Source organism: Pseudomonas sp. MDT1-16 (genome assembly GCF_054898115.1).
Window position 1 is genome coordinate 865,069 of record NZ_CM142717.1, and the last position, 22,469, is coordinate 887,537.

Annotated in this window: 22 protein-coding genes and 1 pseudogene; 11 read left to right on the top strand and 12 right to left on the bottom strand. The window is 59.5% G+C overall.

Features of this window, described 5'->3' with window-relative positions; all coding sequences use genetic code 11:
- The first annotated feature begins 61 nt into the window (after positions 1–61).
- From ACYZT3_RS03835 to ACYZT3_RS03855, 5 genes are all read left to right on the top strand, one after another.
- Positions 62–976 (top strand): ABC transporter permease subunit, encoded by a 915-nt coding sequence (locus ACYZT3_RS03835; protein ID WP_282376718.1) that lies wholly within the window; start codon positions 62–64, stop codon positions 974–976.
- Between the two features lie 3 nt (positions 977–979).
- Positions 980–2,263, top strand: coding sequence for a high-affinity branched-chain amino acid ABC transporter permease LivM (gene livM / locus ACYZT3_RS03840; RefSeq protein ID WP_282376719.1), 1,284 nt, complete (start codon positions 980–982; stop codon positions 2,261–2,263).
- Positions 2,260–3,135 (top strand): ABC transporter ATP-binding protein, encoded by an 876-nt coding sequence (locus ACYZT3_RS03845; RefSeq protein ID WP_282376720.1) that lies wholly within the window; start codon positions 2,260–2,262, stop codon positions 3,133–3,135. The genes livM and ACYZT3_RS03845 overlap by 4 nt, the downstream gene beginning before the upstream one ends.
- Complete coding sequence (locus tag ACYZT3_RS03850) at positions 3,132–3,848, top strand: ABC transporter ATP-binding protein (protein WP_282376721.1); 717 nt, start codon at positions 3,132–3,134, stop codon at positions 3,846–3,848. Before ACYZT3_RS03845 ends, ACYZT3_RS03850 begins: the two co-directional genes overlap by 4 nt.
- 729 nt (positions 3,849–4,577) lie before the next feature.
- The gene (locus ACYZT3_RS03855) at positions 4,578–5,345 is read left to right on the top strand and encodes an SDR family oxidoreductase (RefSeq protein ID WP_282376722.1); all 768 of its coding nucleotides are present in this window, start codon (positions 4,578–4,580) and stop codon (positions 5,343–5,345) included.
- Positions 5,346–5,438: 93 nt separating this feature from the next.
- Here ACYZT3_RS03855 and ACYZT3_RS03860 read toward each other — a convergent pair whose 3' ends face one another.
- The 8 genes from ACYZT3_RS03860 to ACYZT3_RS03895 form a co-directional block, all read right to left on the bottom strand.
- Positions 5,439–6,566 (bottom strand): AGE family epimerase/isomerase, encoded by a 1,128-nt coding sequence (locus ACYZT3_RS03860; RefSeq protein WP_462031546.1) that lies wholly within the window; start codon positions 6,564–6,566, stop codon positions 5,439–5,441.
- A gap of 106 nt (positions 6,567–6,672) precedes the next feature.
- Positions 6,673–7,941 carry an IS110 family RNA-guided transposase gene (locus tag ACYZT3_RS03865; RefSeq protein WP_462031539.1) on the bottom strand — a complete coding sequence of 423 codons (1,269 nt, stop codon included), beginning with the start codon at positions 7,939–7,941 and terminating at the stop codon, positions 6,673–6,675.
- Between the two features lie 363 nt (positions 7,942–8,304).
- Positions 8,305–8,877, bottom strand: a complete 573-nt coding sequence (locus tag ACYZT3_RS03870; protein WP_462031547.1) for a HupE/UreJ family protein — start codon at positions 8,875–8,877, stop codon at positions 8,305–8,307.
- Positions 8,878–8,912: 35 nt separating this feature from the next.
- Positions 8,913–9,527 carry an urease accessory protein UreG gene (ureG, locus tag ACYZT3_RS03875; protein ID WP_282376725.1) on the bottom strand — a complete coding sequence of 205 codons (615 nt, stop codon included), beginning with the start codon at positions 9,525–9,527 and terminating at the stop codon, positions 8,913–8,915.
- A 23-nt stretch (positions 9,528–9,550) separates the two neighbouring features.
- Positions 9,551–10,225 (bottom strand): urease accessory protein UreF, encoded by a 675-nt coding sequence (locus tag ACYZT3_RS03880; protein ID WP_282376726.1) that lies wholly within the window; start codon positions 10,223–10,225, stop codon positions 9,551–9,553.
- The gene (gene ureE / locus ACYZT3_RS03885; protein ID WP_282376727.1) at positions 10,222–10,722 is read right to left on the bottom strand and encodes an urease accessory protein UreE; all 501 of its coding nucleotides are present in this window, start codon (positions 10,720–10,722) and stop codon (positions 10,222–10,224) included. The genes ACYZT3_RS03880 and ureE overlap by 4 nt, the downstream gene beginning before the upstream one ends.
- Positions 10,723–11,023: 301 nt before the next feature.
- Positions 11,024–11,656, bottom strand: coding sequence for a TetR family transcriptional regulator (locus tag ACYZT3_RS03890; RefSeq protein WP_046044801.1), 633 nt, complete (start codon positions 11,654–11,656; stop codon positions 11,024–11,026).
- Between the two features lie 157 nt (positions 11,657–11,813).
- Positions 11,814–12,242: a hypothetical protein gene (locus ACYZT3_RS03895; RefSeq protein WP_282376729.1), complete on the bottom strand. Its 429-nt coding sequence runs from the start codon at positions 12,240–12,242 to the stop codon at positions 11,814–11,816.
- A gap of 386 nt (positions 12,243–12,628) precedes the next feature.
- On the opposite strand from ACYZT3_RS03895, the gene ACYZT3_RS03900 reads away from it, so the two are divergent.
- Entirely contained in the window at positions 12,629–14,704 is a 2,076-nt protein-coding gene (locus ACYZT3_RS03900) for an AsmA family protein (RefSeq protein WP_462031548.1), read from the top strand.
- A 130-nt stretch (positions 14,705–14,834) separates the two neighbouring features.
- Here the strand turns inward: ACYZT3_RS03900 and ACYZT3_RS03905 are convergent, their stop codons facing one another.
- Positions 14,835–15,365 (bottom strand): ferritin-like domain-containing protein, encoded by a 531-nt coding sequence (locus ACYZT3_RS03905; protein WP_462031549.1) that lies wholly within the window; start codon positions 15,363–15,365, stop codon positions 14,835–14,837.
- Positions 15,366–15,493: 128 nt separating this feature from the next.
- Positions 15,494–16,396, bottom strand: a complete 903-nt coding sequence (locus ACYZT3_RS03910) for a LysR substrate-binding domain-containing protein (RefSeq protein ID WP_462031550.1) — start codon at positions 16,394–16,396, stop codon at positions 15,494–15,496.
- Between the two features lie 50 nt (positions 16,397–16,446).
- Between ACYZT3_RS03910 and ACYZT3_RS03915 the strand changes: the two are divergent.
- Positions 16,447–16,635: pseudogene (locus tag ACYZT3_RS03915) on the top strand (FMN-dependent NADH-azoreductase); the annotation flags it as partial.
- Positions 16,636–16,770: 135 nt separating this feature from the next.
- Positions 16,771–17,661: an esterase/lipase family protein gene (locus ACYZT3_RS03920; RefSeq protein ID WP_282376733.1), complete on the top strand. Its 891-nt coding sequence runs from the start codon at positions 16,771–16,773 to the stop codon at positions 17,659–17,661.
- Positions 17,662–17,752: 91 nt separating this feature from the next.
- Here ACYZT3_RS03920 and ACYZT3_RS03925 read toward each other — a convergent pair whose 3' ends face one another.
- The gene (locus ACYZT3_RS03925; RefSeq protein WP_282376734.1) at positions 17,753–18,640 is read right to left on the bottom strand and encodes a DMT family transporter; all 888 of its coding nucleotides are present in this window, start codon (positions 18,638–18,640) and stop codon (positions 17,753–17,755) included.
- Positions 18,641–18,735: 95 nt separating this feature from the next.
- On the opposite strand from ACYZT3_RS03925, the gene ACYZT3_RS03930 reads away from it, so the two are divergent.
- The 3 genes from ACYZT3_RS03930 to ACYZT3_RS03940 all read left to right on the top strand — a co-directional run bounded on the left by ACYZT3_RS03930 (position 18,736) and on the right by ACYZT3_RS03940 (position 21,006).
- Positions 18,736–19,530: an AraC family transcriptional regulator gene (locus ACYZT3_RS03930; RefSeq protein WP_462031551.1), complete on the top strand. Its 795-nt coding sequence runs from the start codon at positions 18,736–18,738 to the stop codon at positions 19,528–19,530.
- Between the two features lie 64 nt (positions 19,531–19,594).
- The gene (locus tag ACYZT3_RS03935; protein WP_282376736.1) at positions 19,595–19,900 is read left to right on the top strand and encodes a PsiF family protein; all 306 of its coding nucleotides are present in this window, start codon (positions 19,595–19,597) and stop codon (positions 19,898–19,900) included.
- Between the two features lie 92 nt (positions 19,901–19,992).
- Positions 19,993–21,006, top strand: coding sequence for an AI-2E family transporter (locus tag ACYZT3_RS03940; protein ID WP_282376737.1), 1,014 nt, complete (start codon positions 19,993–19,995; stop codon positions 21,004–21,006).
- 55 nt (positions 21,007–21,061) lie between these two features.
- Here the strand turns inward: ACYZT3_RS03940 and ACYZT3_RS03945 are convergent, their stop codons facing one another.
- The gene (locus tag ACYZT3_RS03945) at positions 21,062–22,336 is read right to left on the bottom strand and encodes an Hsp70 family protein (protein ID WP_282376739.1); all 1,275 of its coding nucleotides are present in this window, start codon (positions 22,334–22,336) and stop codon (positions 21,062–21,064) included.
- Between the last annotated feature and the right edge of the window lie 133 nt (positions 22,337–22,469).

The window sequence follows — 22,469 nt, forward strand, 5'->3', positions numbered from 1 at the left end:
CTGAACCCCGGTCCGTCGTACCCGGCTTCTGTGCAGTCTCTCAAATGCGTGAGATTGCGTTATGGATGGTATTTTCCTGCAGCAACTGGTCAACGGCCTGACCCTCGGGTCGGTCTATGGCCTGATCGCCATCGGCTACACAATGGTCTATGGCATCATCGGCATGATCAACTTCGCCCATGGCGAGGTTTACATGATCTCTGCTTACCTAGCGGCGATCAGTCTGGCTCTGCTGGCATACTTCGGTATTGAATCCTTCCCTCTGCTGATGCTTGGCACACTGATCTTTACCATCATCGTCACGGCGGTGTATGGCTGGGTCATCGAACGGGTTGCCTATAAACCCCTGCGTAACTCCACCCGACTGGCACCGCTGATCAGCGCCATCGGCATTTCGCTGATCCTGCAAAACTATGCACAGATCGCCCAAGGCGCGAAGCAACAAGGGGTTCCCACACTGCTGACCGGTGCATGGCGAGTTGAAGTCGGGACCGGCTTCGTGCAGCTCACCTACACCAAGATCTTCATTCTGATCGCAGCGTTTGCCGGGATGGCCCTGCTGACCTACGTCATCAAGTACACCAAGCTCGGCCGTATGTGCCGTGCGACCCAGCAAGACCGCAAGATGGCCTCGATCCTGGGGATCAACACCGATCGGGTGATTTCCTACGTGTTCATCATCGGTGCCGCGATGGCGGCGCTGGCCGGCGTGCTGATCACCATGAACTACGGCACATTCGACTTCTACGCCGGCTTCATCATCGGGATCAAAGCGTTCACCGCAGCGGTACTCGGCGGGATTGGCTCGCTACCCGGTGCGATGCTCGGCGGGATCATTCTCGGGATTTCCGAGTCGTTGTTCTCAGGTTTGGTGAACTCGGACTACAAAGACGTTTTCAGCTTCTCGCTGCTCGTTCTCGTTCTGGTCTTTCGGCCCCAAGGCCTGCTCGGCCGTCCTCTTGTGTCGAAGGTGTAAGCGATGTCTTCAACCACTAAAAAAACCATTGATCTCAAAAGAAGCCTGGTTGACGCGATTCTTGCCGGCCTTGTCGCCCTGATTGTGTTCGGCCCGATTGTCGGCGTGGTCCTCGATGGCTATGGCTTCAACCTGGAAACGACCCGTGTGGCGGCGATTGTCGCCATCGTCATGGCGGGCCGCTTCGCCCTGAGCCTGTTCCTGCAAACCCCCAAGGGCCTGAGAATTCTCGAAGGCTTTGAAAGCACCGGTTCCGGGGTGCATGTATTGCCGCCTGACCACAAATCCCGGTTGCGCTGGATCATTCCGGTGTTGATCGTCGTAGCCGTGGTGTTCCCGTTTTTCTCCAACTCCTACCTGCTGGGCGTGGTCATCCTCGGGCTGATCTACGTGCTGCTGGGCCTGGGACTGAACATCGTGGTCGGTCTGGCCGGCCTGCTCGACCTGGGTTACGTGGCGTTCTACGCCATCGGTGCTTATGGGTTGGCGCTCGGTTACCAATACCTTGGCTTGGGCTTCTGGACGGTGCTGCCGCTGGCGGCGATCATCGCTGGCCTTGCCGGCTGCATTCTCGGTTTTCCGGTGTTGCGCCTGCACGGTGACTACCTGGCAATCGTGACCCTGGGCTTCGGTGAAATCATCCGGTTGATCCTCAATAACTGGCTGTCCCTGACCGGTGGCCCGAATGGTATGGCGGCTCCTTTGCCGACCTTCTTCGGCCTCGAGTTCGGCAAAAGGGCTAAAGAGGGCGGGGTGCCGTTTCATGAGTTTTTCGGCATCGCCTATAACCCGGACGTGAAGTACTTCTTCATCTACGCGGTGTTGTTCCTGGTGGTGCTGGCCGTGCTGTACGTCAAGCACCGTTTGACCCGCATGCCGGTCGGTCGCGCCTGGGAAGCCTTGCGTGAAGACGAAATCGCTTGCCGCTCCATGGGCCTTAACCACGTTCTGGTCAAGCTCTCGGCATTTACCATTGGAGCATCGACTGCCGGTCTGGCCGGTGTGTTCTTCGCCACCTATCAAGGCTTCGTCAACCCGACCTCGTTCACTTTTTTCGAATCGGCCCTGATTCTCGCCATCGTTGTACTCGGCGGCATGGGCTCGACCATCGGCGTGGTGATTGCGGCATTCGTGCTGACCGTCGCTCCGGAACTGCTGCGCGGCTTCGCTGAATATCGCGTGCTGTTGTTCGGCATTCTGATGGTGTTGATGATGATCTGGCGACCGCGCGGCCTGATTCGGATCAGCCGTACCGGTGTGACACCGCGTAAAGGAGTAGCGCCATGAGCGAAGTCGTACTCTCGGTAGAGAAGCTGATGATGCACTTCGGCGGCATCAAGGCGTTGAGCGATGTCAGCCTGAAGGTGCATCGCAACTCGATCTTCGCCCTGATCGGCCCCAACGGCGCCGGCAAGACCACCGTGTTCAACTGCCTGACCGGGTTCTACAAGGCCTCCGGCGGCAAGATCGAACTCAATGTGCGGGGCGAGCAGACCAACGTCATCCAACTGCTGGGCGAATCGTTCAAGCCGATCGATTTCGTTTCACCGAAAAGCTTCATCACCCGGCTCCGCTACAAAATGTTCGGCGGCACCCATCTGGTGAACCGCGCCGGGCTGGCGCGGACGTTCCAGAACATTCGCCTGTTCAAGGAAATGTCGGTGCTGGAAAACCTGCTGGTGGCCCAACACATGTGGGTCAACCGCAACCTGCTGGCCGGTATCCTCAACACCAAGGGCTACCGCAAGGCCGAAAGCGATGCGCTGGACCACGCTTTCTACTGGCTGGAAGTCGTGGACCTGGTGGACTGCGCCAACCGTCTGGCCGGTGAACTGTCCTACGGCCAACAGCGCCGTCTGGAAATCGCCCGGGCGATGTGCACCCGGCCGCAGATCATTTGCCTCGACGAACCGGCCGCCGGCCTCAATCCTCAGGAAACCGAAGCGCTGAGCGCGATGATCCGGCTGCTGCGCGACGAGCACGATCTGACCGTGGTGCTGATCGAACACGACATGGGCATGGTAATGAGCATTTCCGACCACATCGTTGTGCTGGACCACGGCATCGTCATCGCCGAGGGCGGCCCCGACGAAATACGCCACGATCCGAAGGTGATTGCGGCCTACCTGGGCGCCGACGAAGAGGAAGTGGTGCTATGAGCCAACCCATCCTCGAACTCAAGGAGCTGGACGTGTTTTACGGGCCGATCCAGGCCCTGAAGAAAGTCTCGCTGCACATCAACGAAGGCGAAACCGTCAGCCTGATCGGCTCCAACGGTGCCGGCAAATCTACCCTGCTGATGTCGATTTTCGGCCAGCCTCGGGCGGCGGACGGGCAGATCATTTATCAGGGTGTGGATATCACCCATAAGTCGTCCCACTACATCGCCTCCCACGGTATCGCTCAATCGCCGGAAGGCCGGCGGGTATTCCCCGACATGACCGTCGAGGAAAACCTGTTGATGGGTACCATCCCTATCGGTGACAAGTACGCCACCGAGGACATGCAGCGCATGTTCGAGCTGTTTCCGCGGCTCAAAGAACGGCGTACCCAGCGGGCCATGACCATGTCCGGCGGCGAACAGCAAATGCTCGCCATTGCCCGTGCGCTGATGAGCCGGCCCAAATTGCTGTTACTCGATGAGCCGAGCCTGGGGCTGGCACCGATTGTGGTGAAACAGATCTTCGCGACCCTGCGAGAACTGGCGAGTACCGGCATGACCATCTTCCTGGTGGAGCAGAATGCCAACCACGCCCTCAAACTGTCGGACCGGGCGTATGTGATGGTCAACGGCGAGATCCGCCTCACTGGCACTGGCAAGGAACTGCTGGTTAACGAGGAAGTGCGTAACGCTTATCTCGGCGGCCACTAAACTGCTGAGCGCATAAAAAACGCCCTGACGAATCCATGTCAGGGCGTTTTTTTATGCCGGTCGTAAAGGTTTTTTGAAATTGTGGAAAACAATATTCACAAGCTCTCAAAGCGCGACATAAAGCCGCTGCAAATAGTTGTTTTGTCACGGTTTTGACTTGTCCCCGTTTGCTGTGGAGCTGGCTGTGAATAACGTGGGAGTAGCTGGCTGAAAGCCTTTTAAACCGTGGCTTGCAGAGTTGTGGTTGTTTTTTGATCAGGCGTTTTTGCGGGACCTTGAGCGGGCTTTGTCAACCTTTTTGTTGGTGACGAAAGTAGGCTGAAATGTGCGGGAGCTACCTGTGGATAAGTCTGTGGTTAAACTCTGGAAGGACTCGGCTGAAGGCCGTAGTCACTGGCTTGGCGCCATCGTCGGTGGGGCCGCCAATCGTGCAAAATGCCATGGGCAACACAGGCGGCGTTCCAGGGTCAAGCAAAAAAATTTCCAATTTGCCTGCAAAGCCTTGTGCACTGCGGCTTACAGCTTTTCCACTGGCCCCCGGAAACTGTGGACCGGCCTGTGGATAAGGTGCGCGCACATAGCTGAAAGCCACGGTGTGTAAGGTGTGGCAAGGTTTGATCGTTTTTTGTACAGCTACTACAGTGGTTGCCGCTGTGGGCAAGGCCGGGCATGCTGCCTGCTGATTTTCTATTCCAGTGGCTGCCGATCAGCCGAAGCAAGGAGAACACGATGTCCAACACCCTGTTTATTACCGGCGCGACCTCCGGTTTTGGTGAAGCCTGCGCCCGTCGTTTTGCCGAGGCTGGCTGGAAACTGGTGCTGACCGGCCGTCGTGAAGAGCGCCTCAATGCGCTGTGCGCCGAGTTGTCGAAGCAGACCGAGGTCCATGGTCTGGTGCTCGACGTGCGTGATCGCAAGGCCATGGAGGAGGCGATTGCCAACCTGCCGCCGTCCTTCGCCAAGCTGCGCGGGCTGATCAACAACGCCGGCCTGGCCCTGGGCGTTGACCCGGCGCCGAAGTGCGACCTCGACGATTGGGACACCATGGTCGACACCAACATCAAAGGCCTGATGTACAGCACTCGTCTGTTGTTGCCACGCCTGATCGCTCACGGTCGCGGCGCCGGCATCGTCAACCTTGGCTCCATCGCCGGCAACTACCCGTACCCGGGCAGCCACGTGTATGGCGCGAGCAAAGCGTTCGTCAAACAGTTCTCCCTGAACCTGCGCTGCGACCTGCAAGGTACGGGCGTGCGGGTCAGCAATATCGAGCCGGGCCTGTGCGAAAGCGAGTTCTCGCTGGTGCGTTTCGCCGGTGATCAGGAACGTTACAACGCCACCTACGCCGGTGCCGAGCCGATTCAGCCGCAAGACATCGCCGACACCATTTTCTGGGTGCTCAATGCCCCGGCGCACATCAACATCAACAGCCTGGAACTGATGCCGGTGAGCCAGACGTGGAGCGGGTTTGCGATTGAGCGTGATGCCAAGGCTTAAGACCGCGTAACGGCCATCGCGGGCAAGCCACGCTCCTACATGTCCACGGTGATTCTGTAGGAGCGAGGCTTGCCCGCGAAGGAGATTTCTCGGTCAGCGAAGATAGTCGACCAGCCCGCGATAGCAGGTTGCCAAGTGATAAGGCGTGGTCGATGGCATGTCCCGACGGGTCACGTCACCGTTCTCGTCACGACACTCATACCAGCCCCCGGCATGCAGAGAATGTTGCTGCAACGCCTGCAATTGGCGCAGAACAGCGGCCTCGCTGTCCGGTCGCAAGGTCAGTGCCCGCAGGTACTCGGCTTGAGCCCAGATTCTTTGGGTGCCGTCCTTGGAACGGCCATCCAGATCGAGCATCGCCCGCACAGCACCTGTCTGTGGATCGACGCCCAGTTGCTCGGTGAACGCAAAGGCGCGTTCCAGTGAGGCATGCAGCGCCGAACCGCGCAGCAACGGCGAAGATTCCAGCAGGAAATACCACTCAAACTGATGCCCCGGTTCAAACCAGTTATCCACAGCACCCAGCGGTTTCTCCATCAACACACCGTGTTGCGGGTCGATAAAACGCTTCTGCAGGGCTGTGCATAACTCGACGAGCGCGTCTTGCACGGCGACGTCTTCTCGCACCGACAGCGTGGCGAGGAAGGCTTCGGCCAAATGCATCAGAGGATTTTGCAACGGCCCAGACTTGAGCGAGGCCCCGTCACGGTCGAGGCTGGCTTCGTACAGGCCGTCGCCTGTGGCAAAGCGCTGTGCGATCACTTCCAGTGCGGCGTTGAGCGCCGACTCCACCAGCGGCTCGCGGACTTTGTCCCAGTAATGGGCGCAGGCGAACAGGATGAAAGCGTGGGTATAGAGGTCTTTGCGCTGATCCAGCGGCGCGCCCTGTGGGTCGATGCTGTAGAACCAGCCGCCATGCTCGGCATCATGGAAATGCTGCTGCAAGGAACGGAACAGCGCTGCGGCGCGCTCTTCGGCGGCGGGTACCTGGCCGATCAGGCTGGAAAACAGGTAGAGCTGCCGCGCGCAGGCCATGGCCCGGTAGCGTTGGGGGGGCAACGGTTGATGCTCGGCGTCCAGCGCTTCATAGGGCAGCGCCATGTCGGCATTCCATCCGGGGCCTTGCCAGAGCGGCACGATCACGTCCAAAAAGTGCTGTTGCACCGAGGCAAACAGAGCGGTCAATTCAGGCTGGGAAGCGGAGCGGGAAACAGGCGGCATTGGCTGGCGTCGTCACGGCAGGGTTAATTGCGCGACATGTTAGCAGAGAGGCCGGCCGGAGAGACGCGGTGTCTGTCAGGCCGCCTTCACGCCCTGAGCCTTTCCGTCAACACGATGTTGCTGTGTCCGGCTCGCTGATCAAAGGCGAGCCGTGCCGAAGCAAGGTCTGTAAATAAACGTTTTCGTCGTACACGGTGCTGGTCTTCCAGCACCGATAAACGATGCGGATCCACTTGAACGCCAGAGCCCTGAGGGCTGCTTGGTAAGAGCTGCCTTTGGCCCTTTGCTGGCGATAATACGCCTCTGCCCACACCGATTGATTGATGCTGTGGGCAGCCCACTCAACAAAGGTCTGGCGCAAAAAAGTTGCGCATTGATAGCGCCAGTGGACGACTTTTTTCTTGCCACTGCGTTCGGTGACCGGGGCAATTCCGGCATATCGCTGCACCGCACTGGCATCCTTGAAGCGATCACGCTGCTCACCAAAGGCGACCATCAACCGTGGGGCAAGCTGTTGTCCCGCGCCGGGCAAGGCCTTGAAGAGTCGGTAGTCGGCCAGGGTGTTGGCAGTTTTTTCGATCTCCCGATCAAAGTCTTTGATCGCCGTGATAACCCCTTTCAGTTGCGAGACCAGGGCCACCACATACAGCGCTGAAGGACTGACCACGCCTGGATCTTCAGTCAACGGCATGGCTTTGGCGATCAACGCCAAACGCTGCTGATTGAGCTCAGCATGGCGAACATTGTGCGCGTGAAGGAACTTCAAAACGCTGGCCGGCCGAGCGCGCTTAAGCGTTTCAAAGGTCGACCAGCGCGCCAGAAATTCACAAAAAACCAGCGTGTCATGGTCATGAAACAGCTCCAGGGCCAACGGGTAGTACTGTTTGAGCATGCAGACCAGACGGTTGCTGATCTTGACCCGGTCATCGACCAATCCGCGGCGATGTTCGGTCAGGCTGGCGAGCGAACGCATGGCGGAGCTTTGCTGGACCAGTTGAGGAAACCGTTCGGGGTGATTCAGCAACAGCTCAAGCGCCCATTGAGCATCCGTTGGATCATCCTTGGCGCCACTGGGGACGAAGGTTTTACGGTGCCGGGCCAAGGTGCTCGGATTGATCGGAAAGATACAAAAAAACTCATATTTTTGCAGAGCCGCTATCAGTGGCCCTTTGTTCAACTCCACGGCGATCGCGATCGGGCCACCGTAACGTTGATGCAGCGACCTGGCCCAGCGATCAATCGACTCGGGGTTATGGTCAATGACCTCGAAACTGCGCTGAGCCTCTCCAGCTATCTGCAAACAGGTGTCGTGCTTGGCGTCTGCCCAATCAATTCCGATATAAGCAGTGAAACTCTGAGACAGGAGCGTTTGCATGGAACACCTCAACAGGCGCTAAAGTACATGCAGGGACATGCATGCTTGCGTCCAGCGAAGGCGATATAGAGAGCCGTGTCGGGCTTTCCCTGAGAATTCGTTAGAGGGCGCAAGCGCACCTGTGGACTCGAAGGTGAAGGCGTAATCATCGAGTGCTGCGCGAGCATATTCGTAGCCCACAGGTGCATGTTCCTTCCTCGCCGACAACCGACTTCCAGCGAACATCAGTATGGAAGAGTAAGGAACGGACTACCTATATCGCGAGCAAGCTTCGCTCCTACATGGACATCACCAAACCGTAGGAGCAGGGGGGGGGCGCCTAGCCCTTGCCCGCGAAGGGGCCATAACTGACTGAAAAGAAAATCAGCCCGCCAGCAACCACGCGCCAGTCGCCGCCGAAGCTGCACCCGCCAGTCGAACCAACGGCGCCGCCGCTTGAGGCAACATTCGCACTACGGCGTAACCCAACCCATGCAACGCAGCTGTCGCCGCCACAAACCCTGCGGCGTACGCCCAGGGGCTAGACATGTCCGGCAATTCCAAACCATGGGCCACGCCGTGGAGCAGCGCGAACAACGCCGTCGCCGCAACCGCGAGGCTCAACGGCGGACGCACTGCCAACGCCACCGCCAGACCCAGCGCCAGCACCGACGCCGCAATCCCACTCTCCAGCGCCGGCAGGTTCAACCCTTCAAACCCCAGCAACCCGCCGGTCAGCATGATGCCGACGAACGTACATGGCAGCGCCCAGCGTGCAGCGCCCTTCTGCTGCGCGGCCCACAAACCGACCGCAACCATCGCCAGCAAGTGATCAAGGCCACCGATCGGGTGGCTGATGCCGGCGATCAAACCGTTGTCGCCGTGCCCCGGGTGGGCGAAAGCGATGGCCGGGGTCAGCAGCAGGGCCATGGCGCCCAGAATGCGTTTAAGTGTCATGGATAAGCGTCCTTGTTGATAAAAGTTGATCGTATTCACGCCGCTGTCAGCAGGCCCTGGCGTTCGATGAAGGTGATGATTTCTTCCAGGCCGAGGCCGGTTTTCTGGTTGCTGAAAACGAATGGCTTGCCGTTGCGCATGCGTTGGGTGTCGCTGTCCATCAACGCCAGCGACGCACCCACCAGCGGCGCGAGGTCGACTTTATTGATCACCAGCAGATCCGATTTGCAGATGCCCGGCCCACCCTTGCGCGGCAGCTTGTCGCCGGCCGAGACGTCGATCACGTAAATAGTCAGGTCGGACAGTTCCGGGCTGAAGGTCGCCGACAGGTTGTCTCCACCGGACTCCACGAGGATCAGGTCCAGTCCCGGAAAGCGGCGGTTCAGTTGATCCACGGCTTCGAGGTTGATCGAGGCGTCTTCGCGAATCGCCGTGTGCGGGCAGCCGCCGGTTTCCACACCGATGATTCGCTCCGGCGCCAAGGCTTCGTTGCGCACTAGAAAGTCGGCGTCTTCGCGGGTGTAGATGTCATTGGTGACCACCGCCAGGTTGTAGCGGTCGCGCAGCGCCAGGCACAGGGCCAACGTCAGAGCGGTTTTGCCGGAACCGACCGGGCCGCCGATACCGATGCGCAGAGGTTGTGTGTTCATGTGATTCTCCAAAATAGAAGGCCCTAGGAACGGAACAGACGGCTGTACTGGCGCTCATGGGCCATGCACGCCAGGGACAGGCCGAAAGCGGCGCTGCCATAGTGTTCGGGATTGATTCGGGTGGCGTTCTGCTGAGCTTCTTGCAGCAGCGGCAGCAGTTCGCTGGTCAGGCGTTGAGCGGCTTGCTGGCCCAGCGGCAGGGTTTTCATCAGCACCGCCAGTTGGTTTTCCAGCCAACTCCAGAGCCACGCCGCCAGCGCGTCCTGCGGGCTGATCGTCCAGGCGCGAGCGGCCAGTGCCCAGCCGAGGGCCAGGTGCGGCTCGGGGCGTTGTTCAAGAAAGGCGCGGGCCGGCGCATCAAGCTCCGGCAAACCATTGAGCAGTTGTTTCAAGGAATAGCCCATCTGCCGACTCTCCTGATGCAGCTCGCGGGTTTCCCGGCTGGCGCGATGTTCTTCGCAGCGTTGCAGCAATTCGCCCCAGTTTTCCTCGGCTGCGGCCACGCAATGAGCGAGCAGCAGTGGCGCGTCGAAGCGTGCCAGGTTCAACAGCAACTGATCGCTGATCCAGCGTCGCGCGCTGTCGGAATCGCTGACGCGGCCGTTATCCACCGCCATTTCCAGGCCCTGGGAATAGCTGTAGCCGCCAATCGGCAGCTGTGGGCTGGCCAGACGCAACAGCGCCCAGGCTGGGTTCATATACGTACGCCGAACTGGTGCAGTTTCGGCGGGTAGTTGAAGTCTTCATCGCCGTGGCGCGAATGGTGATGGCCGCCGCCATAGGCGCCATGTTCCGGCTGGAACGGCGCTTCGATGTTTTCGACCTTGGCATCAAGCTGTTCGAGCATGGCCTTGAGCACGTAGTCGTCGAGCAGGCGCAACCAGCCATCACCGACTTGCAGGGCGACGTGGCGGTTGCCGAGGTGATAGGCCGCGCGAGTCAGTTCCAAAGCATTGGCGCAGGTGACGTGCAGCAGTTGTTCGGCTCGGGCGCAGACGCGAACGATGCGCCCGTCTTCGGCTTGCAGGCACTCGCCGTCGTACAGCGGTGGCTGACCGCGCTCCAAAAACAACCCGACGTCTTCACCCTCGGCACTGAAACAGCGCAAACGACTTTTGCTCCGGGCTTCGAAGATCAGGTGCAACTCGGCGGCCCAGACGGGTTGAGGGTCGATTCTGCGATGAATCACCAGCATCGGAAAGCTTCCAGCAATGGACAATGTTTAGGCTAGAGCAAGGGGCTTGCCAACCGGCTGATGCGTAGGAAATAGCTGTCGGAGCTCAGCAAGTGCTTCAGGACGCTGCGGAGATTTGGATGAATTTGGTGCGTACCTTTTTCGGCTGCACCAAGTTGAGGCTAGGGTTTCAAGATCGTTCCCACGCTCTGCGTGGGAATGCAGCCAGTGACGCTCCGCGTCACATACCGGAGCGGACGCAGAGCGTCCATTGAGGCGTTACCACGCGGAGCGTGGGAACGATCATCATCTTTTGATTGGCTTACTCGGTGCTGCCGAGGCCCTGCCAATGCTTCAACCCGATAAAGATGAAGCGCAACTGCTGAGTGATTTTCGCCTGCGGCGTCAAATGCTCAGGCAATGCCTGCGCCGGTGGATCAATGATGTCGGGCAAGGTCGCGAACACGCTTTTAACAATCAGATCGGCCATGACGCTGAGGCCGGCGATGTCCAGGTGTTGCAGTTTCGGCATCAACGACAAGTCGGCCGCCAGGTCCGAGCTGATATCTTCGCGCAAACGGCCGATGGCCAACCGCACTGGCAGCGAACCACCGTACTGCTCGCGGGCGAGGAACAGGAACTGCGAGCGATTGGCCGTGACCACGTCGAGAAAGATCCGCACCGAGGCGTCGATGATGCCGCCCATGACGAATTCGTTGTGGCGCACCAGGCGAATGGTTTCGCGGAAGGTCTGACCGACTTCACTCACCAGTACCAGGCCCAGTTCATCCATGTCGGCGAAATGCCGGTAGAAACCGGTGGGCACGATCCCGGCGGTTCTGGCGACTTCGCGCAGGCTCAGGCTGCCGAATCCTCGGCCGCATTCCATCAAGTGGCGGGCAGCGTCCATCAGGGCGTTGCGGGTCTGTTGTTTCTGTTCGGCGCGGGGCAGCATCGCAAGAGTGTTTTCTGGATAAGACAGCGGCGCACTCTAGCAAATCGGCTTTGCCTGCGTCGAACGACTATCGGGGGACCAAGCGAGGAAGTGAGGCATCTATAACGTCAAAAGCCCAATCCGGGGATTGGGCTTTTTTTCAGGGCCACCATTGGGCTTAGCTCAAACCGCTGTTGCGTTCGATGACACGGTCACCACCACCTTCAGCCAGAGTCTGACCTTGTGGGGTGCGGTCGGAACCGTCAGCGGCCAGGGTTTGGCCTTGTGGGGTGCGATCAGAACCGTCAGCCGCCAGGGTTTGGCCTTGTGGGGTGCGATCGGAACCGTCAGCCGCCAGGGTTTGGCCTTGTGGGGTGCGATCGGAACCATCAGCCGCCAGGGTTTGGCCTTGTGGCGTGCGGTCAGAACCATCTTGGGTGATCAGGCCTTTTTCTTTCAAGCGATCATTGCCACCTTCGGCGACGGTTTGGCTGAACACTGAGTGGGTGGATTTGACTTGTGGGGTAGCCTGGTCAGCAGCCGGCAGGGCAAAAGCAGTGCTGGCCAGCATTGAGAGTGTAAGGCTAAGCAGTAATTGGCGTTTCATGATCAGGTGCTCCGTAGGAGGGCGGTAAAGTGGGTACGAGGGCAATGCTACTCTCGATAAGTCGATATAAAAGTTCATAAACGCAATGGTAATAATCAACGGAATTGATTGTTCCGCCGAAGCGCTCTAGAACGGGCGTTTCCGGCGGACTTTTTTGCACCGAGGTGGGTATTTTCGACCCACTCTCGCCTCGCAAAAGTGCGGGGTCGGTAACGCCGGATGAGGGGGCAGTGTGTCCCCGACCGATTATTTGAGGGTTAAACGGCTATTCGGTTAAACCTGCGTGCCATTTCCCAGTCCTAGATGTCATGGCATGCCGGTTCTGGCCTAACGTTTCAAACGTGCGTCGCAGTCAGGGCGCTCAGACGTATCAGGAGCCCTGTGCAATGACGCGCACTCGTAAAGTGTTTACCTGGACCTTCGCCAGCCTCGTTGTCCTGCTGGCCGTACTGGTTCTCATGATCGTGTTCTTCGATTGGAACCGGATCAAACCACCGCTTAACGCCAAAGTTTCCGAAGAGCTGCACCGCCCGTTCGCCATCAACGGCAACCTCGCGGTGGTCTGGCAACGTGAGCCCGACGAGGGCGGCTGGCGTGCCTGGGTGCCGTGGCCGCATGTCGTGGCGCAAGACTTGAGCCTGGGTAATCCGGACTGGTCGAAGACACCGCAGATGGTCACCCTCAAACGCGTCGAGTTGCGCATCTCGCCCCTGGCCTTGCTGGCGCAGCGCGTGGTGATCCCGCGTATCGACCTCACCGAACCGAATGCCGACCTCCAGCGCCTGGCCGACGGTCGCGCCAACTGGACCTTCAAGTTCGATCCTAAGGACCCGAACGCCGAGCCTTCAAACTGGGTGGTGGATATCGGTGCGATCGGCTTCGACAAGGGCCACGTCACCCTCGACGACCAGAGCCTGAAAACTCAGCTCGATGTGCTGATCGACCCGCTGGGCAAGCCAATTCCGTTCAGCGAAATCGTCGGCGACAAAGCGGCGAAAAGCGCGCAGGAGAAGGGCGCTGCGCCCCAGGATTACGCGTTCGCCCTGAAGGTCAAAGGCCAGTACCACGACCAGAAACTCGCGGGCGAAGGCAAGATCGGCGGCCTGCTTGCCTTGCAGGACGCGGCCAGACCGTTCCCGCTTCAGGCTCAAGTGAAGATTGCCGACACCAGCGTCGAACTGGCCGGCACCCTCACCGATCCACTGAGCCTAGGTGCCTTGGATTTGCGCTTGAAACTGGCCGGCACCAGCCTGGGCAACCTCTACCCGCTGACCGGTGTGACCCTGCCGGACACACCGCCGTACGCCACGGACGGGCACTTGATCGCCAAGCTTCATGAGGTGGGCGGCGCAGTGTTCCGTTACGAAGAATTCAACGGCAAGATCGGTCAGAGCGACATTCATGGCAGCCTGGCCTATGTCGCCAGTCAGCCACGGCCGAAGCTCAGCGGCTCATTGCTATCCAATCAACTGCTGTTTACCGACCTGGCCCCGCTGATCGGCGCCGATTCCAACGCCAAGCAAAAGGCCCGCGGCGGCGAAAGCAAGCAGCCGGCTGACAAGGTGTTGCCGGTCGAAGAGTTCAAAACCGAGCGCTGGCGCGATATGGACGCTGACGTCGAGTTCACCGGCAAGCGCATCGTCCACAGCGAAAAACTGCCATTCAACGATCTTTACACTCACTTGGTGCTCACCGACGGCGTCCTCAGTCTCGAACCCCTGCGTTTCGGCGTGGCCGGCGGCAACCTGGATGCTCAGATTCGCCTCAATGGCCGAACCGAACCGTTGGAAGGCAAGGCCAAACTCACCGCGCGCAAATTCAAACTCAAGCAGCTGTTCCCGACCTTTAAACCGATGAAAACCAGTTTCGGCGAGCTCAATGGTGATGCCGACATCACCGGTCGTGGCAACTCGGTGGCCAAACTGCTGGGCACCGCCAATGGCAATCTGAAAATGCTGATCAACGACGGCGCCATCAGCCGTGAGTTGATGGAACTGGCGGGACTCAACGTCGGCAACTATGTGGTGGGCAAGATCTTTGGCGACAAGGAAGTGAAGATCAACTGCGCCGCCGCCGACTTCGACATCAAGACTGGGCTGGCGACCACACGTCTGTTCGTCTTCGATACCGAAAACGCGATCATCTACATCGATGGCACGGCGAACATGGCGACTGAGCAACTGGACCTGACCATCACCCCGGAATCCAAGGGCTGGCGATTGATTTCGCTGCGTTCGCCGCTGTATGTGCGGGGCAAATTCATCAAGCCTGATGCGGGTGTGAAGGCGGTGCCGCTGATTTTGCGTGGGGCGGGAATGGTGGCGTTGGGTGTGATTGCCGCACCGGCGGCAGGATTGCTGGCGCTGGTGGCGCCGAGCGGTGGCGAACCGAATCAGTGTGCGCCGTTGCTTGAGCAGATGAAGGCGGGCAAGGCGCCCGAGACCGTTAAACCAACCAAGTAATTCGTTGGTGGAGATCGTTCCCACGCTCTGCGTGGGAATGCCTCAATGGACGCTCCGCGTCCGCTCTTGGGACGCAGAGCGTCCCGGGCTGCATTCCCACGCAGAGCGTGGGAACGATCAGTCACAGGGACTAAAGGCCTTTCAGAAGGTCGGCCATGTCATCGGCATGCTCTTCTTCCTGGGCCAGGATGTCTTCGAAGATGCGTCGGGTGGTCGGGTCCTTTCCGCCGATGTACTGAATGATCTCGCGATAGCTGTCGATGGCAATTCGCTCGGCAACCAGGTCTTCGTAGACCATCTCTTTAAGTGAGTTACCGGCCACGTATTGAGCGTGGGAGTTTTTCGACAGCAGGTCAGGGTTGAACTCCGGCTCGCCACCCAATTGCACGATACGCTCGGCCAGGCGGTCGGCGTGCTGGGCTTCCTGGGTCGCGTGTTCGAGGAATTCGTCGGCGGCGACCTGGGCTTTCAGGCCGCTGGCCATAAAGTAGTGGCGCTTGTAGCGCAACACGCAGACCAGTTCAGTGGCCAGCGATTCGTTGAGCAGGCGCAGCACTTCTTCACGGTTGGCGCTGTAGCTTTCGGTCACCGCGCCGTTCTCGACGTTCTTGCGGGCACGTTCGCGAAGGGTGGTTACATCAGACAAATGCATGTCGCTCATCTTGATCTCCTGGAGGCTAATCCGGTTTGCGTCACCCTCTGTAGAAGTGATCGCTACCTAGGGTGTGAGTGATGAGCGCGGCGAAAAGTTTTATGTCATTTGGCAATCGCCAGAATGGCGCGAAGCAATCACGCCAGGGCATGCCCGGACAGCAACGCCTCCTCGCGCAGCCAGGCAAAAAACGCCCGGACCGGCGGGTGTCGTTCACGTCCCGGCACACAGAGGGCGCTGTATCCGGCACCTTCAACCTGGATTTCGCCCCGATACGCCACCAGCAAACCGCTGGCCACGCTCTCGGACACCAGAATATTGCTCGCCAGCACCAGGCCTTGCCCGGCAATCGCCGCTTGCAGGGCGTAATGTTCCTCGTCGTATTCACGGGCCGCTGGCTGCGCCGCAAGCCAGGTCTCGCCGGACTGCGCGCACCAGGCCTTCCAGCCATGGGCGTACAGCTTTGAGTTGTGCCAGCGCACGCTGATCAGCGTCGGCGCTCGACTGGCGGCGAGGGTAACTTGCTCGGGTGAGCCATAGACACCGAAGGATTCGTCGAACAGACACAAGCCATAAAGGTTCGGGTAATCATCGAGGCTGTAGCGCAGCACCAGATCGACGCTGGCGTCCTGATGCAAATCGATGACTTCGCAATGGGTATCGAGCCGCAGGCTGATGTTCGAGTGCCGGGCGTAGAACCGTCCCAGCCGCGGCACCAGCCATAACGCGGCGAAAGCGGCGGTCGTGGAAATCGTCAGGCTCGCGCCGCTGCGTTGCGGGCGCAAGGTGTCGACACTTTGCGCCACTTCAAGCAAAGCACCGTGCAAGCTGTGGAACAGCCGTTCACCACAGTCCGTCAGGCGAACTTGCCGTGGTAACCGCTCGAATAACGGCACACCGAGCCAGGTCTCCAGCGAACGAATCTGATGGGAAACCGCCGTCGGCGTCACCGAGAGCTCTTCGGCGGCTGCCTTGAAACTCAGCAGGCGCGAGGCGGATTCAAAGGCGCGCAGGGCAGTCAGCGGCAGCGAGGCAAACATTGAAAAACTCCATGGATGAAACTAATTCATCCAGACTGATTTTTGCTCATTTCGGGCCCGGTGGAGAACTGGAGGCGATGAATCATGCCGATCCATTGTTGCGAACGGCGCTGGGGTTCATCGGCATCACCGACATCACGGTCGTGGCCGCCGAAGGCGAAGAATCCGAGGCGCGCACCTTCCAGATCTCCGCAGCCGAGGCCGAGCAGCGTTTGCGGGCGCTGGCCAAGGAGTTCTAGATGGCGGGGGTGGTGGGACTGAAGTAGGGCGGATGTCATAGACTGGTCGTCGAGTTGTCATCTTCGATGCCGATGCTTGGCTGATGTCTTGCATTCAGCCTTGCGTCACCTCACCGATCACAAGGAAGTTCGCCCATGTCACAAGGTTCCGCCACGCGTTACCCGTTGGTGCTGGTCCCGGGAATGCTCGGGTTTATCCGTCTGCTGCTCTACCCGTACTGGTTCGGGATCATTTCGGCGCTGCGCCGCGGTGGGGCGACAGTGATTGCAGTGCAGGTCTCGCCGCTCAATTCAAACGAGGTACGTGGCGAGCAGTTGCTGGCGCGGATCGAGGAGATTCTGCGCGAAACCGGGGCCGAGAAGGTCAACCTGATCGGCCATAGCCAGGGCTCGCTCACCGCTCGTTACGCCGCCGCCAAGCGCCCGGATCGGGTCGCCTCAGTCACCTCGGTGGCCGGGCCCAATCACGGTTCGGAGCTGGCGGATTACCTGCACAAACACTATCCGGGAGACACCGCCAAGGGGCGTTTGCTCACCGTTCTGCTGCGGTGGATCAGTGCGCTGATGAGCGTGCTGGAGACCGGTTATCGCGGGCCGAAATTGCCGGTAGATATCCATGCCTCCCATCATTCACTGACGACTGAAGGCGTGGCGCTGTTCAACCAGCGTTATCCACAGGGCTTGCCTGACACCTGGGGCGGACATGGACCGGAGGAGGTCAACGGCGTGCGGTATTACTCCTGGTCCGGGACCTTGCAGCCGGGGAAAACTGATCGGGGGCGTAACCTGTTCGATGGGACTAATCGCAGTTGCCGGTTGTTTGCCAGGACCTTCGTTCGAGAAGTCGGGTATTGCGACGGGATGGTCGGGCGTTACAGCTCGCATCTGGGGACGGTGATTGGTGATGAGTATCCGATGGATCACTTCGATATCGTCAATCAGTCACTGGGTTTGGTGGGGAAGGGCGCGGAGCCGGTTCGGTTGTTTGTCGAGCATGCGGCGCGGCTGAAAGCGGCCGGGGTTTAGACCGCGTTATCGTTCTTCGCGGGCAAGCCTCGCTCCTACAAATTGACATCGATCCCTTGTAGGAGCGAGGCTTGCCCGCGAAGGCGTCGTCTCAGGCAACACTAACCTTACGACCGAGCACGGTGGTCCAGCGCTCGGAAAGAATCACCCCACCCAGCGTCAACATCCCACCCACCAAGTGATATGTCGCCAACTGCTCATGCAGCACCACCGCCGCAATCAGCGCAGTCATCAACGGCAGCAGATTGAAAAACACCGTGGTCCGGCTCGGCCCCAGGCGGATCACGGCCTGCATCCACGCCAATGGCGCGAGCATCGAGGCCAGCAGGCAGGCGTAAAGCACCAGCGGAATGTTCTGCAACGTCGGGCCGATCTTCGGTGAAGCGAGGAACAGCGGAAACAGCACCAACACGGCCACCCATACCTGCAAATACAGCAACACCAGCGGCGGTAACCGCAGCTGCCATTTTTTCAGCAGCGTGCTGTAGATCGCGTAGGCCAGGGTGGCGATCAGCATCATGGCGTCACCCAGGTTCACCCCGTGCTCGAGCAGTGCGCCGAGGCTGCCGGACGAGACGACCACCAAAACCCCCGCCAACGACAGCACGGCACCGGCCAGTGCTCCGGCGGTCAGGCGCTGGCCGAGGCTGACAATGGCCATGGTCAGTGACATCAACGGCATCAGCGACAAAATGATCCCCATGTTGGTGGCCGAGGTCAGGGTCGCGGCGAAATACGCCAGGCTTTGATAAACCGCCATGCCGAGCACGCCGAGGATAAAAATCTTGCCCAGATTCGGGCGGATTCCCGGCCAATGGGCGATCACCGGTTTGAGCATGAACGGTGTGAACAGTAATCCGGCCAGTAGCCAGCGGTAGAAACCGATCTCGGCGGGGAAGATCGCCCCGGCTGACATTTTGGTGATCACGGTGTTGCCGGCCCAGATGAAAATGGCCAGCAGGGGATAAGCGTATTGCATGGGAAAAACCAGAGCATTAATGAGGGGTGATTATCGCCTGTCTGGATGCAAGCCTATACTTCGATCCAGACAACCTGCCCCTGATGACGGACAGCATGAACAGTAAACACATCGACCTGCTGGATTTCAGCGAACTGCCTGCCCCGGTGTATTTCCGCTATGCCGACTTTGATGCGCACCGCTATGCCTCAGCGCACCGTCATCCATGGGGCACGCTGGAGTATTCGGCCCACGGCGTCTTGCACATGGAGATCGGCGGCAGCCGCTTCATGTCACCGCCGCACTACGCGGTGTGGGTGCCACCGCAGACCGAGCACAGTTTCTACAGCCATCAGCCGATCAACTATCGTGCGGTCTGTCTGGCTCCGCTGATGTGCCACGATCTGCCTCAACAGGCTTGCACCCTGGCGATCAGCGACATCCTCAAAGCCATTCTCAAAGACTTTGCCGCCCGCGATGTGAAGATTCCCGCGCGCGAAGCGGACAAACGTCTGGCCCAGGTGCTGGTGGATCAACTGCAACAGGCGCCGGTGCAAGAGTGTTACTTGCCCTACGCCAGCAGCCCCGGCTTGCTCGCAATACTGGAAGCCTTGCAGGCCGAGCCCGGTGATAACCGTCCCTTGTCGGAGTGGGCCGCGCAGATCCATATCAGCGAACGCACGCTGGCGCGGCGGTTCGTGCGTGAACTGGGCATGAGTTTTGGCGAGTGGCGGCAGCGGTTGCGGTATCTGGCAGCCATCGAAGCACTGGACAGCCACCGCAGCATTCAGGACATCGCTTTCGACACGGGTTACAGCACCGGTTCAGCGTTTATTGCGATGTTTCAACGCCAGGCAGGGTGCACGCCGGAACAGTATCGACGCAGCCACCTTGAGCGCAGGAAGGTGTAACAGGCGTTGTCTACACTCCAGAGCGAGGCCGTGCTCCTCGGTGCGGCAACAAGGAGAAAACTCCATGAAGATGTTGCGTGTCCCTTTGTTAATGATGGGTTTGCTGCTTGGCTCCCAGGGCTTCGCCGCCACCGCCCAACAGAACAAAATGACCACCTGCAATGCCGACGCCACCGCAAAAAGCCTCAAGGGCGATGAACGTAAAGCCTTCATGAGCACGTGCTTGAAAGCGGCGCCGGCCGCAGAGGCTGCAAAACCCATGACCCCTCAGCAAGAAAAGATGAAAACCTGTAACGCCGATGCCGCCACTCAAGCCCTCAAAGGCGACGCGCGCAAAACCTTCATGAGCGACTGCCTGAAGAAAAAATAATCAAGCGTCTGCGGGGCGGAGGCATCTGCTCGCTTCGCCGCCGGAACGCTGGCAGACTGCCAATCCTTTTACGCCGTTCGTTTTGAGGCTGTATGCCAACGTTTTCTCAACGCCAAGTCTTGCTGTTAATCAGTTGGGTCATCATTTTCGGCGGTTTGTTGCTGGTGATACCGCTGCGGTTGCTGCCCAGTCTGCTGGCTGGGCTGCTGGTGTTCGAATTGGTCAACATGCTCACCCCGCAATTGCAGCGGCTGATCGAAGGTCGGCGGGCGCGCTGGCTGGCGGTGGCGTTGTTGGGGACGCTAGTGGTCAGTGTGTTGACGCTGATCTTTGCCGGCGCCATCAGTTTTTTGCTGCACGAAGCGGAAAACCCCGGCGCATCTCTCGACAAATTCATGGTTGTGGTCGACCGTGCGCGCGGGCAATTGCCGCCGTTCATCGACGTCTATCTGCCCGCCAGCGCCGCCGAATTCCGCGTGGCGATTGGCGAGTGGATGAGCAAGCACCTCAGCGACTTGCAACTGGTCGGCAAGGATGCGGCGCACATGTTTGTGACGCTGCTGATCGGCATGGTGTTGGGGGCGATCATTGCCTTGCAGCGCGTGCCGGACTTGACCAAGCGCAAGCCATTGGCCGCCGCGCTGTTCGACCGTTTGCACCTGCTGGTCCAGGCGTTTCGCAACATCGTGTTCGCGCAGATCAAGATTTCCCTGCTCAACACCTTCTTCACCGGGATTTTCCTGGCGGTGGTCCTGCCGATGTTCGGGATCAAGCTGCCGCTGACCAAAACCCTGATCGTGCTGACCTTCCTGCTCGGCCTGCTGCCGGTGATCGGCAACCTGATATCGAACACCTTGATCACCATCGTCGGTTTGTCGCTGTCGATCTGGGTGGCGGTGGCGGCGCTGGGTTACCTGATTGTTATCCACAAGCTCGAATACTTCCTCAACGCGCGCATCGTTGGCGGGCAGATCAGTGCCAAGTCGTGGGAGTTGCTGCTGGCGATGCTGGTGTTCGAGGCCGCATTCGGCCTGCCGGGGGTGGTGGCAGGGCCGATTTATTACGCGTACCTGAAGAGTGAGTTGAAGCAGGTGGGGATGGTTTGATCCGCTATTGATCTACTGTGGCGAGGGGAAAATCCCCTCGCCACAGGGTTTCGGATCAGTCCATCGTGCCGTAACGCTTCATCGCCTCGATCGCCAACCCACTACCGATGCTACCGAAGATGTTCCCTTCCACATGCCGCGCATTCGGCAACATCGCCGAGACGCTGTTGCGCAGTGCCGGAATGCCGCTCGAACCACCGGTGAAAAACACCGTGTCCACCTGATCAACGCGTACGTTAGCGTCGTTCAGCATTTGCGTGACGCTGTTGCGCACGCGCTCCAGCAGGTTGTCGATGGCCGATTCGAACAGTGCCCGGCTCAACTCCACGCTCAAACCCGGTTCGATGCGGTCCAGCGGCACATGGCGGCTGTCGGCGTGGGTCAGCTGGATCTTGGTTTCTTCCACTTCCATGGCCAGCCAGTGGCCGGCGCGCTGGTCGATCAGCTTGAACAGGCGATCGATGCCGCCGGTGTCTTCGATGTCGTAGCGCATGCTGCCCAGCGACAGGGTCGACTTTTGCGAGTACACCGAGTTGATGGTGTGCCAGGTCGCCAGGTTCATGTGGTGGCTGGTCGGCATGTAAGCGCCGCTCTTCATCCGGCTGCCGTAGCCGAACAGCGGCATCAGGCCTTGCAGGCTCAGCTGCTTGTCGAAATCGGTCCCGCCAATGTGCACGCCACCGGTGGCGAGGATGTCATCGTGGCGGTTGTCGAGGGTACGGCGTTCAGGGGACAGGCGCACCAGCGAGAAGTCGGACGTACCACCGCCGATGTCGACGATCAGTACCAGCTCTTCTTTTTCGATGGTCGACTCATAGTCGAACGCGGCCGCAATCGGTTCGTACTGGAACGAAACGTCCTTGAAGCCGATGGCACGGGCCACGTCCACCAGGGTGTTTTCGGCTTCCTGGTCGGCCAGTTCGTCGTCGTCGACGAAGAACACCGGGCGACCCAGCACCACTTCCTCGAATTCGCGGCCAGCGGCGGTTTCGGCGCGCTTCTTCAACTGACCGATAAACAACCCGAGCAGGTCCTTGAACGGCATCGCGGTGCCGAGGACGCTGGTGTCGTGCTTGATCAGCTTGGAACCCAGCAGGCTCTTGAGCGAGCGCATCAACCGGCCTTCATAGCCTTCCAGGTACTCGTGCAGCGCCAGGCGGCCGTACACCGGGCGGCGTTCTTCCATATTGAAGAAGACCACCGAAGGCAGGGTGATCTTGTCGTCCTCCAGCGCGATCAGCGTTTCCATGCCGGGGCGCAGCCAGCCGACGGTGGAGTTGGACGTGCCGAAGTCGATACCACAGGCACGGGCTGGAGATGCGTTTTTCATGTCTTTCGAGTTCCGGTTAAAAAACGGCCGCGCAGTGTATGTCAGTGCGGCGCAGATTCGAAGGCCGACTATCCGCTAAATCTCAGCTATTAGCGCCTTGAAAGACTATCCTTCGCCCCAAACTTGTCTGCAT